The organism is Streptomyces rubiginosohelvolus, from assembly GCF_014649875.1.
GTDB classification, from domain to species: domain Bacteria; phylum Actinomycetota; class Actinomycetes; order Streptomycetales; family Streptomycetaceae; genus Streptomyces; species Streptomyces rubiginosohelvolus.
In genome coordinates this window covers 121,231-131,712 of record NZ_BMTW01000015.1, presented here as the reverse complement: position 1 = coordinate 131,712, position 10,482 = coordinate 121,231, and the positions used below count along the sequence as shown (strand labels likewise).

At 70.7% G+C, this 10,482-nt stretch carries 9 protein-coding genes; 4 read left to right on the top strand and 5 right to left on the bottom strand.

The window, feature by feature from the left end; translation table 11 throughout:
• Positions 1 to 196: 196 nt before the first annotated feature.
• Positions 197 to 1,459, bottom strand: a complete 1,263-nt coding sequence (locus IE134_RS27390; protein WP_098019713.1) for an extracellular solute-binding protein — start codon at positions 1,457 to 1,459, stop codon at positions 197 to 199.
• A gap of 202 nt (positions 1,460 to 1,661) precedes the next feature.
• On the opposite strand from IE134_RS27390, the gene IE134_RS27385 reads away from it, so the two are divergent.
• On the top strand, positions 1,662 to 1,877 hold the full coding sequence (locus IE134_RS27385) for a dodecin (RefSeq protein ID WP_010058938.1): 216 nt from the start codon (positions 1,662 to 1,664) through the stop codon (positions 1,875 to 1,877).
• On the opposite strand, the gene IE134_RS27380 is transcribed toward IE134_RS27385, so the two are convergent.
• Positions 1,878 to 2,366, bottom strand: coding sequence for a phosphatase domain-containing protein (locus IE134_RS27380; protein ID WP_097947855.1), 489 nt, complete (start codon positions 2,364 to 2,366; stop codon positions 1,878 to 1,880).
• A 67-nt stretch (positions 2,367 to 2,433) separates the two neighbouring features.
• Between IE134_RS27380 and IE134_RS27375 the strand changes: the two genes are divergently transcribed.
• Together IE134_RS27375 and uvrA are read left to right on the top strand one after the other, a co-directional pair.
• The gene (locus IE134_RS27375; protein WP_229823751.1) at positions 2,434 to 3,516 is read left to right on the top strand and encodes an LLM class flavin-dependent oxidoreductase; all 1,083 of its coding nucleotides are present in this window, start codon (positions 2,434 to 2,436) and stop codon (positions 3,514 to 3,516) included.
• A gap of 57 nt (positions 3,517 to 3,573) precedes the next feature.
• Positions 3,574 to 6,000, top strand: coding sequence for an excinuclease ABC subunit UvrA (gene uvrA, locus IE134_RS27370; RefSeq protein WP_189432021.1), 2,427 nt, complete (start codon positions 3,574 to 3,576; stop codon positions 5,998 to 6,000).
• Positions 6,001 to 6,060: 60 nt separating this feature from the next.
• Here the strand turns inward: uvrA and IE134_RS27365 are convergent, their stop codons facing one another.
• From IE134_RS27365 to IE134_RS27355, 3 genes are read right to left on the bottom strand one after another with little or no spacing between them, the layout of a single operon-like run.
• Entirely contained in the window at positions 6,061 to 6,807 is a 747-nt protein-coding gene (locus IE134_RS27365; RefSeq protein WP_030716932.1) for a succinate dehydrogenase/fumarate reductase iron-sulfur subunit, read from the bottom strand.
• Positions 6,804 to 8,753 carry a fumarate reductase/succinate dehydrogenase flavoprotein subunit gene (locus tag IE134_RS27360; protein ID WP_030716931.1) on the bottom strand — a complete coding sequence of 650 codons (1,950 nt, stop codon included), beginning with the start codon at positions 8,751 to 8,753 and terminating at the stop codon, positions 6,804 to 6,806. Before IE134_RS27360 ends, IE134_RS27365 begins: the two co-directional genes overlap by 4 nt.
• Position 8,754: 1 nt before the next feature.
• Entirely contained in the window at positions 8,755 to 9,423 is a 669-nt protein-coding gene (locus IE134_RS27355; RefSeq protein ID WP_098894878.1) for a succinate dehydrogenase cytochrome b subunit, read from the bottom strand.
• A gap of 132 nt (positions 9,424 to 9,555) precedes the next feature.
• On the opposite strand from IE134_RS27355, the gene IE134_RS27350 reads away from it, so the two are divergent.
• Positions 9,556 to 10,452 carry a LysR family transcriptional regulator gene (locus IE134_RS27350; protein WP_030716926.1) on the top strand — a complete coding sequence of 299 codons (897 nt, stop codon included), beginning with the start codon at positions 9,556 to 9,558 and terminating at the stop codon, positions 10,450 to 10,452.
• The last annotated feature ends 30 nt before the right edge of the window (positions 10,453 to 10,482 follow it).

The following is a 10,482-nucleotide window of genomic DNA, read 5'->3' as shown; positions in this document are numbered from 1 at the left end:
GGGGACGGGAGCGGTCAGGGGCCGGGCCGCCGCGGGTGCGACGCACCGACCCCCTACTTCTTCCGTCACCGGCTGGATTCGACGTGACCGCCGTGGGGAGCGCGGATGTGCGACGGCTGAATCCCCGGGACGGAGCGTCCGCCTGGCCGCCGTCCGGATGGTGCGCGGGCCGCCGTCCGCCTCCCCAGGCGCGGGATCAGCCGGTGCCGGTGCCGGTGAGCAGCGCGGAGATGCGCTCGGAGGCGGCCTTGGCCTCGCGGGCCGGGTCGCCGCCCTGGAGCACGGCCGTCATGTAGGGCTTGATCGGGTTCTCCGCCTCGACCCTGGCCCACTGGGCCGAGTTGGGGGTGGCGCGGCCCCGGGTGGCGCCTTCCGCCATCGCCGCGGTGCCCTCCTCGCCCTCGATGACATGGGCGAGGCTCGGCTTGTTGGGGACGTAACTCATGCCCCGGGCCAGCTCCGTCTGCCACTTCTCGCTCGCCAGCGCCTTGACGACGGCGATGCCCGCACTGCGCTCGTCGGCGTTCTTCGGGACGATCAGGTCGGAGCCGCCGGTGAATACCGAACCGGGCGCTTTCGCGGTCTTGCCGGGAATGGGGAAGTAGCCCAGCTTTCCCTTGAGTTCGGGATTCTTCTGCTCGATGAGCGCGGCGCTGCCCGGCACCGAGATGATCTGGGCGACGTCTCCCCCGGCGAATACGTCGGTCTGCGGGGGCTTCTCCTCGTCGGCGTCCTTGGGGCCGTCGCCGAGCGCCTGGAGTTTCTGGTAGAACTCCATGCCCGCCAGGGCTTCCGGGGTGTCCAGGGCACCCTGCCAGTCGCCGCCGTTCTCGTCGGCGAGCTCGCCGCCCTCGTCCCAGATGAATCCGGCGAGCACGTACCAGTTCTGGCCGGCCAGGTAAATGCCTTGGTTTCCGCCGTTGTTGAGCTTCGCGGTGGCGTCGATCCACTCGGCGCGGGTCTTCGGGACGGCGTCGATGCCCGCCTCCTGGAAGATGTCCTTGTTGTAGATCACCACCCGGTTGGCCGCGTACCAGGGGATGCCGTACTGCACGCCGTTGATGCTGCCGGGCTGGGCCAGGCCGGGCAGCCAGTCCTCGCTGCCCAGGTCGCGCATCGATTCGAGGGTCAGATCCCGCAGGCCGCCGCTCTCCGCGTACTGCGCGACCTGCGTGTTTCCGACCTCGATCACGTCCGGGGCGTCGTCGCCCTCCAGCGCGGAGATGACCTTGGGTCCGATGCCGCTCCACTCCTGGATCTGGAAGTCCAGCTCGATCGAGGGGTTCTCCTCCTCGTACGAGCGGGTGAACTTGTCCAGGAAGCCGGGCGAGACGCTGTCCTTCATCAGCCAGACCGTCACTGTGCGGTCACCGCCGCCCGATCCCGATATGTAGCCGCATCCACCGAGTGCGACGGTCGAGACAAGCGCGATGGCTCCAGCCAGTATGCGGTTCTTCACGTGGTCACCTTCTGCGAAACGGCACAACGAAATCGGACCCGGTGTGGGGGGATTGCGGGCGGCGCTCGCACGGGTGGTTGGCTGAATTTTGGTATGGACCAATGGGTAGGTCAAGGCGGATGCCTCTCCCGCTTCACCCGACCCTCCCCCTCGCGGGACGCCCCGGATTGGGGCACCGTGGTCACAGGAGAGGAGACAAACAATGGCGAATCACACCTATCGGGTCACCGAGATCGTAGGAACCTCCGACGAGGGCGTCGACGCGGCGATCCGGAACGGCGTCGCAAGAGCGGCGGAAACGTTGCACAATCTCGATTGGTTCGAGATTAATCAAGTTCGCGGCCATATCGAGGATGGCCGAATCGCGCACTATCAGGTCGGCCTGAAGGTGGGCTTTCGGCTCGACGAAAACAGCTGATCAGGTACGCCCCTCGCGCTCCTGGGCGTCCTTCAGCGCATCCGACGGATCGGCCCAACGGGCCCGCACCACGGTAAATCCGGCCACCTCGGCCGCATCGCAGACCAGTTCGTCGTCGTCCACGAGCATGCGCACCTGCCCCGTCCGCCCCAGCCGCCGGAGGATGTCCAGCTTCGTCCGGCGCGCGGGGCGCCGGTCGTCGTTGCGCCGCATGAACAGCTCGCCCTCGGGCAGCCCCTGACGGCTCAGCCAGCGCACGGTGTCGCGACGGCACCGCTCGGGCCGTCCTGTCAGATAGACGATCCGGCACTCCTCGGCGTTCGCGAGCACCATCCGTACGCCCTCCGGGAGCGGCGGGTCGTCCACGGCCGCGGCGAAGAAGCCGGCCCAGTCGCGCTTGGCGCCCTCCAGGAAGTGCTGCCGGTGAGCGGTGCCCGCGAGCGTGTTGTCCAGGTCGAATACGGCCAGCGGCCGTGCGTCGTTGTCCACTCCCCCAGCTTAGGAACCACCTCGGGAATCCCTGCGGAACGAGTGCGTTGAAGAGAACGTGAGCTCTGTGATCGCGTCGACCCGCTTCTCCGTCCTGGACCGCTCCCGCACCCGTGAGGGACACGGGAGCGCCGAGGCGCTGCGCGACACCGTGGATCTGGCCCGGGAGGCGGAGGCGCTCGGCTTCCACCGCTTCTGGGTCTCCGAGCACCACGGCGTGCCGGGGGTCGCGGGGTCCGCGCCGACGGTGCTGGCCGCCGCCGTCGCCGCCGCGACCTCCACCATCCGCGTCGGCACCGGCGGAGTGATGCTGCCCAACCACCGGCCGCTGGTCGTCGCCGAGCAGTTCGGCGTCCTGGCCTCCCTCTTCCCCGGCCGGATCGACATGGGGCTCGGCCGCTCCGTGGGCTTCACCGACGGCGTACGCCGGGCGCTCGGCCACGGCAAGGAGGACGCCGAGGACTTCCCCGGACGCCTGACCGAACTGCTCGGCTGGATCGACGGCACCCAGCAGGCCCACCCCGGGGTGCACGCCCACCCGGCGGAGGGCCTGCGGATCCCCGCGTACGTGCTCGCGATCGGCGAGGGCGCGTCGGTCGCCGCGGCCGCCGGACTCCCCCTCGTCATCGGCGACCTGCGCGGCCGGGACAAGGTGCTGCGCGCCATCGAGGTCTACCGCCGCGACTTCCGCCCGTCCGCCCGCGCCGAGCACCCCGAGGTGATCGTCGCGGGCACGGTGGCCGTCGCCGGCACCGAGGAGGCGGCCCGGCGGCTGCTCGTACCGGAGGCGTGGGCCATGGCGTACTCCCGTACGCACGGGGACTTCCCGCCGCTGGCCCCGGCCGAGGAGATCGGGCGCCGCACGATGACGGCGAAGGAGCGGGAGCTGTACGAACGCGGGCTCGACCGTCACATCCACGGCACCGAGGACCAGGTCACCGAGCAGCTGGAGCGGGCGATCAAGGAGACCGGGGCGGACGAGGTGCTCGTGACGACGAGTACGTACGACCGGGAGGCGCTGGTGGACTCGCTGCGGCGGCTCGCCGGGCTGGCCCGTCCCCAGGGCCGGTCGGACGAACGGGACCCGAGCCCTCACCCAGTGGGCCGCACGGCGGGCCCCCACCCAGCCGCCACCGGCGTCGACGCCTAGAATCGGACCGTTTGTCCCTCCAGCCGTCAGCACCCCACCCGTACGGAGCCGAGCCCCATGCACTCCCCCCACGATCCGTACGTCCGGGTGCGCGGCGCGCGCGAGCACAATCTCAAGGACGTCCGGGTCGACATCCCGCGCGACACCCTGACCGTCTTCACGGGCGTGTCGGGATCGGGGAAGTCCTCACTGGCGTTCGGCACGATCTACGCCGAGGCGCAGCGCCGCTACTTCGAGTCCGTGGCGCCCTACGCCCGGCGGCTGATCCACCAGGTGGGTGCGCCCGCTGTCGGGGAGATCACCGGGCTGCCGCCCGCCGTCTCGCTGGAGCAGCGGCGCTCCGCCCCGGGGGCCCGGTCGTCCGTCGGGACGGTGACGACGCTCTCCAACTCGCTGCGCATGCTCTTCTCCCGCGCGGGCGACTACCCGCCGGGGGCCGAGCGGCTGGACTCCGATTCCTTCTCCCCCAACACCGCCGTCGGGGCGTGCCCGGAGTGCCACGGTCTGGGGCGGATCCACCGGACGGACGAGGAGCTGCTCGTCCCGGATCCCTCGCTGTCGATCCGGGAGGGGGCGATCGCCGCCTGGCCGGGGGCGTGGCAGGGGAAGAATCTGCGGGATGTGCTGGACGCGCTGGGCTACGACGTCGACCGGCCCTGGCGGGAGCTGGATCCGAAGGACCGGGAGTGGATCCTGTTCACCGACGAGCAGCCGGTGGTGACGGTGCATCCGGTGCGGGACGCGGGCCGGATCCAACGCCCTTACCAGGGCACGTACATGAGCGCGCGGCGCTATGTGCTGCACACCTTCGCCGACACCAAGAGCCGGTCGCTGCGGGCGAAGGCGGAGCGTTTTCTGACCAGTGCGCCGTGCCCGGTGTGCGGCGGGAGCCGGCTGCGGCCCGAGGCGATGGCGGTGACGTTCGCCGGGCGGACCATCGCCGAGCTGGCCGGGCTGCCGCTGTCCGTGCTGGCGGAAGTACTGGCGGGGGCGGGCGCGGGCGGGGAGGAGACGGCCCGGGTGCTGACCGCCGATCTGCTGGCGCGGATCGGGACGGTGACGGAGCTGGGCCTCGGCTATCTGAGCCTGGACCGGACGGCCCCGACGCTGTCCTCCGGTGAGCTGCAACGGCTGCGGCTGGCCACGCAATTGCGGTCGGGGCTCTTCGGTGTTGTGTACGTCCTGGACGAGCCGTCGGCCGGTCTGCATCCGGCGGACACCGAGGCGCTGCTCGGGGTGCTGGGGCGGCTGAAGGAGGCCGGGAACTCGGTCTTCGTGGTGGAGCACCAGATGGACGTGGTGCGGCGGGCGGACTGGCTGGTGGACGTGGGCCCGCTGGCCGGGGAGCACGGCGGGCGGGTGCTGCACAGCGGGCCGCCGGAGGGACTCGCCCAGGTCCCGGAGTCGGCGACCCGCCGCTTCCTGTTCCCCGAGGACGGCCGCGGCCCCGCGCCGGTACGCGAGCCGCGCACCCCGTCCGGGTGGATCCGGCTCACCGGAGTGGAGCGGCACAATGTGCGTGGCGTCGACGCGGAGTTCCCCCTCGGGGTGTTCACGGCGGTGACCGGGGTGTCCGGCTCGGGCAAGTCGACCCTGGTCGGCCAGGTGCTCGCCGGGGTGCTCGCGGACCGGCAGGCGGGTGAGGAGGCGACCGGGGCGGGCGAGCGGTTCTGCGCTTCCGTCACCGGTCTTGAGGCGGTGGACCGGCTCGTCCAGGTCGACCAGAAGCCCATCGGGCGTACGCCCCGGTCCAATCTGGCCACGTACACCGGCCTGTTCGACGCCGTACGGAAGCTGTTCGCGCGGACGGTGACGGCACGGGAGCGCGGCTACGGGGCGGGGCGGTTCTCGTTCAACGTGAGCGGCGGGCGGTGCGAGACCTGCCAGGGCGAGGGTTTCGTCTCGGTGGAGCTGCTGTTCCTGCCCAGCACCTACGCGCCCTGCCCGGACTGCCACGGTGCGCGCTACAACCCGGAGACGCTGGACGTCAGGCTGGACGGCCTGACGATCGCTCAGGTCCTCGATCTGACCGTGGAGTCGGCGGCGTCGTTCTTCGCCGGGACGCCCGCCGCCGAGCGCGCGCTGAGGACCCTGCTGGACGTGGGGCTCGGGTATCTGCGGCTCGGCCAGCCCGCCACGGAGCTGTCCGGCGGCGAGGCACAGCGCATCAAGCTGGCGGCGGAGCTCCAGCGCACCCGGCGCGGGCACACGCTGTACCTGCTGGACGAGCCGACGACGGGGCTGCATCCGGCCGATGTGGAAGTGCTGATGCGGCAGTTGCACGCATTGGTCGACGGCGGGAGCACGGTGGTGGTCGTGGAGCACGACATGGCCGTGGTGGCGGGCGCGGACCAGGTCATCGACCTGGGCCCGGAGGGCGGGGACCGGGGCGGCCGGATCGTCGCTGCCGGCACCCCCGCCGAGGTGGCGCGTAGCGCCGGAAGCCGTACGGCCCCGTATCTGGCCAGGGCGCTGGGCAGGTGACAGCGCCGATCCCGTACGGCTCCGGACGTGATCGGAGCCGTACGGGATCGACTCGCCTTGTCAGCGGCGGACTTTGCGGGTCGCCCGCAGCCACTCCTTGTTCATCGCGGCGATCGACGGCAGCGGGATGCCCTTCGGGCAGGCCGTGGCGCATTCGCCGGTCAGGGTGCAGCCGCCGAAGCCCTCCTCGTCCATCTGGGCCACCATGTCGAGGACGCGGGTCTCGCGTTCGGGGGCGCCCTGCGGCAGGACGTTGAGGTGGTTGACCTTCGCCGAGGTGAAGAGCATCGCCGAGCCGTTGGGGCAGGCGGCGACGCAGGCTCCGCAGCCGATGCACTCGGCGTGCTCGAAGGCGAAGTCGGCGTCCGGCTTGGGCACCGGGGTGGCGTGGGCGTCCGGAGCGGTGCCGGTGGGGGCGGAGATGTAACCGCCGGACTGGATGATCCGGTCGAACGAGGAACGGTCCACGACCAGGTCCTTGATGACCGGGAAGGCGGAGGCGCGCCAGGGCTCGATGTCGATCGTGTCGCCGTCGGCGAAGGACCGCATGTGGAGCTGGCAGGTGGTGGTGCGCTCCGGGCCGTGGGCGTCGCCGTTGATGACGAGGCTGCACGCTCCGCAGATACCCTCGCGGCAGTCGTGGTCGAAGGCGACGGGCTCCTCCCCGGCGAGGGTGAGTTCCTCGTTGAGGGTGTCGAGCATCTCCAGGAACGACATGTCGGCGGAGATGTTGTCGACTTCGTAGGTGGCCATGGCGCCGGGCTCTTGGGCGTTGCGCTGACGCCAGACGCGCAGGGTGAGCTTCATGCGTAGCTCCGCTGGGTGGGGTGGACGTACTCGAAGACGAGGTCTTCCTTGTGCAGGACGGGGGCGCCGCCGGTGACGGTGAACTCCCAGGCGGCGGCGTAGGAGAACTCCTCGTCGCGCCGTTCGGCCTCGCCGTCCGGGGTCTGGGACTCCTCGCGGAAGTGGCCGCCGCAGGACTCGGCGCGGTGCAGGGCGTCGAGGCACATGAGCTCGGCGAGCTCCAGGTAGTCGACGATGCGGTTCGCCTTCTCCAGCGACTGGTTGAACTGTTCGCCGGTTCCCGGGACCTTGATGCGGCGCCAGAACTCCTCGCGGATCTCGGGGATTTTCGCGAGCGCCTTGCGCAGGCCGTCCTCGGTGCGGGCCATCCCGCAGTACTCCCACATGAGTTCACCGATCTCGCGGTGGAAGGAGTCGGGGGTGCGGTCGCCGTCGACGGAGAGCAGCAGGTTGATGCGGTCCTCGGTCTCCGCCACCACCTCGGCGACGGCGGGGTGTTCGGCGTCGACGTTCTCCGTGTGCGGGTTGCGGGCGAGGTAGTCGTTGATGGTGGAGGGCAGGACGAAGTAGCCGTCGGCGAGGCCCTGCATCAGCGCGGAGGCGCCGAGCCGGTTGGCCCCGTGGTCGGAGAAGTTGGCCTCGCCGATGGCGAAGAGGCCGGGGATGGTGGTCTGGAGGTCGTAGTCGACCCAGAGGCCGCCCATCGTGTAGTGCACGGCGGGATAGATCCGCATGGGGACCGTGTAGGGGTCCTCGTCGGTGATCCGCTGGTACATGTCGAAGAGGTTGCCGTACTTGGCCTCGACGGCCTTGCGTCCCATGCGCTGGATGGCCTCCGCGAAGTCCAGGTAGACCCCTTGCCCGCCGGGGCCGACGCCGCGCCCCTCGTCGCAGACGTTCTTGGCGGCGCGGGAGGCGATGTCACGGGGCACCAGGTTCCCGAAGGCGGGGTAGATGCGCTCCAGGTAGTAGTCGCGTTCGTCCTCGGGGATCTGGTTGGCCGGGCGGGTGTCGCCCTCTGCCTTGGGGACCCAGATGCGGCCGTCGTTGCGCAGCGACTCGCTCATCAGCGTCAGCTTGGACTGGTGGTCGCCGGTGCGCGGGATGCAGGTGGGGTGGATCTGGGTGAAGCAGGGGTTGGCCATGTAGGCGCCGCGCCGGTGGGCCCGCCAGATCGCGGTGGCGTTGGAGTTCATGGCGTTGGTCGACAGGTAGAAGACGTTGCCGTAGCCGCCGGTGGCCAGGACGACCGCGTCGGCGAAGTAGGTGTCGATCTTCCCGGTGACGAGGTCGCGGGCGACGATGCCGCGCGCTTTTCCGTCGACCACGATCAGGTCCAGCATCTCGGTGCGGGCGTGGAGTTCGACGCCGCCGGTGGCGATCTGCCGGGAGAGCGCCTGGTAGGCGCCGAGGAGGAGCTGCTGTCCGGTCTGGCCGCGCGCGTAGAACGTACGGGAGACCTGGACGCCGCCGAAGGAGCGGTTGTCGAGGAGGCCGCCGTACTCGCGGGCGAAGGGGACGCCCTGGGCTACGCACTGGTCGATGATCTCCACCGAGATCTGGGCGAGCCGGTGGACGTTGGACTCCCGGGCGCGGAAGTCGCCGCCCTTGACGGTGTCGTAGAACAGCCGGTGGATGGAGTCGCCGTCGTTGCGGTAGTTCTTCGCCGCGTTGATGCCACCCTGGGCGGCGACCGAGTGGGCGCGCCGGGGCGAGTCCTGGAAGCAGAACTGGACGACGTGGTAGCCCTGTTCGGCGAGGGTGGCCCCGGCCGCGCCGCCGGCCAGCCCGGTGCCGACGACGATGACCGTGTGTTTGCGCCGGTTGGCGGGGTTCACGAGTTTGGCTTGGAAGCGGCGGGTGTCCCAGCGTTCGTTGACGGGGCCCTCGGGGGCCTTGGTGTCGACGGCGGGCTCGCCCGTGCGGTACTGCGTGTAGTCGGGCATGTCAGCTCACCACTCCGGTCATGACGGCGACGGGTACGGAGACGAAGCCCAGGGTCAGCACCGCCGCGAGGACGTTGGCGAGGGTCTTCAGGATGCGGTCGCGGGTCGCGTTGCCGACGCCGAGGGTCTGTGCGGCGCTCCAGAATCCGTGCTGGACGTGGAGGCCCATGGCGAGCACCGCGACGATGTAGATGACGTTGCCGTACCAGGTGGAGAAGGTGTCGATGACGTTCTGGTAGGGGTGCCCGGCCTCGAAGCTCGTGTGCACGGTGCCGGTCGTCAGGTCGAGGATGTGCCAGACGATGAAGAGCGCGAGGATGATGCCGCCCCAGCGCATGGTCCGGGTGGCGTAGCTCGCGCGGGGCTTTTTGTGGACGTACTTGGCCGGGCGCGCCTTGATGTCGCGGCGGCTCAGCTGGTACGCCGAGACGCCGTGCAGCACGACGGCGGCCACGAGCCCCACACGGACGATCCAGAGCGCCCACTCGTAGTGCAGGACCGGTTCGCCCATGGTGCGCAGCCAGTGGGCGTACCCGTCGAACTCACCGGGTCCGAAGAAGATCTTCAGGTTGCCCACCATGTGGGCGACGAGATATCCGAGCATGACCAGACCGGTCACGGCCATGATCGTCTTCTTGCCGACGGTCGAGTCCCAGAGCGTACGCGTCATCGACGGCCGTCGGTCCGTCCGCGTTGCCAATGCCATGGACACGACGGTAGGGGCGGAGGGCCCGATCAGTCCAAGACATGGTCTGGCTGATCTCCATAGGCAGTGCCTATCGGTGAGGTTTATCGTCGGCGTATGCACTTCCAGCAGCTCACGTACTTCGTGGCCGTCGCCGAGGCCCGGCACTTCACCCGGGCCGCCGAGGCGGTGCATGTGTCGCAGCCCTCGCTCTCCCAGCAGATCCGGGCGCTGGAGGCGGAGCTGGGCGCGGATCTGTTCAGCCGGGCCCGGGGCAACATCACCCTCACCGACGCCGGTGAGGCGCTGCTGCCGCTGGCCCGGCGGATCCTCGCCGACGCGGAGACCGCGCGCCACGAGGTCCAGGAGCTGGTCTCGCTGCGCAGCGGCCGGGTGCGTCTCGGAGCGACGCCCAGCCTGTGCACCGGGCTGCTGCCGGACCTGCTGCGCGCCTTCCACGACCGGCATCCGGGGGTGCGGCTGCTGCTGGAGGAGGGCGGCTCGCACGATCTCGTACGTCAGCTGGCGCGCGGGGCGCTCGACCTGGCGCTGGTGGTGCTGCCGTTGCCGGCCGCCTCGCCCGTGCTGACCACGGTGGAGCTGCTGCGGGAGGACCTGGTGGTGGTCTCAGCGGCGACGGAGCCTCCGCCGGGACGGGGCGGCTCGATCCGGATCGCGGATCTGGAGGGGGCGCCGCTCGTGATGTTCCGGCACGGGTACAACCTGCGGGAGCTGACACTCGCCGCGTGCCGCGCGGAGGGCTTCGAGCCGACGTTCACCGTCGAGGGCGGCGAGATGGACGCGGTGCTCGGTTTCGTACGGGCGGGGCTCGGCATCGCCGTGGTGCCGAGCATGGTCGCCGCCCGGGCGGGCCACGACCTGCGCAGGACCACGCTGGCCGGGGGCGGGCTGCGGCGCACGATCGCGCTGGCGCACCGCAGCGACGTGGACCCGCCCCGGGCCGCGCGCGAACTCCAGCGGATGCTGCTGGAGCACCGGCCGGTACCCGGCTGACGTGGGCCCGGCAGCCGGGCGGGGTCCCCC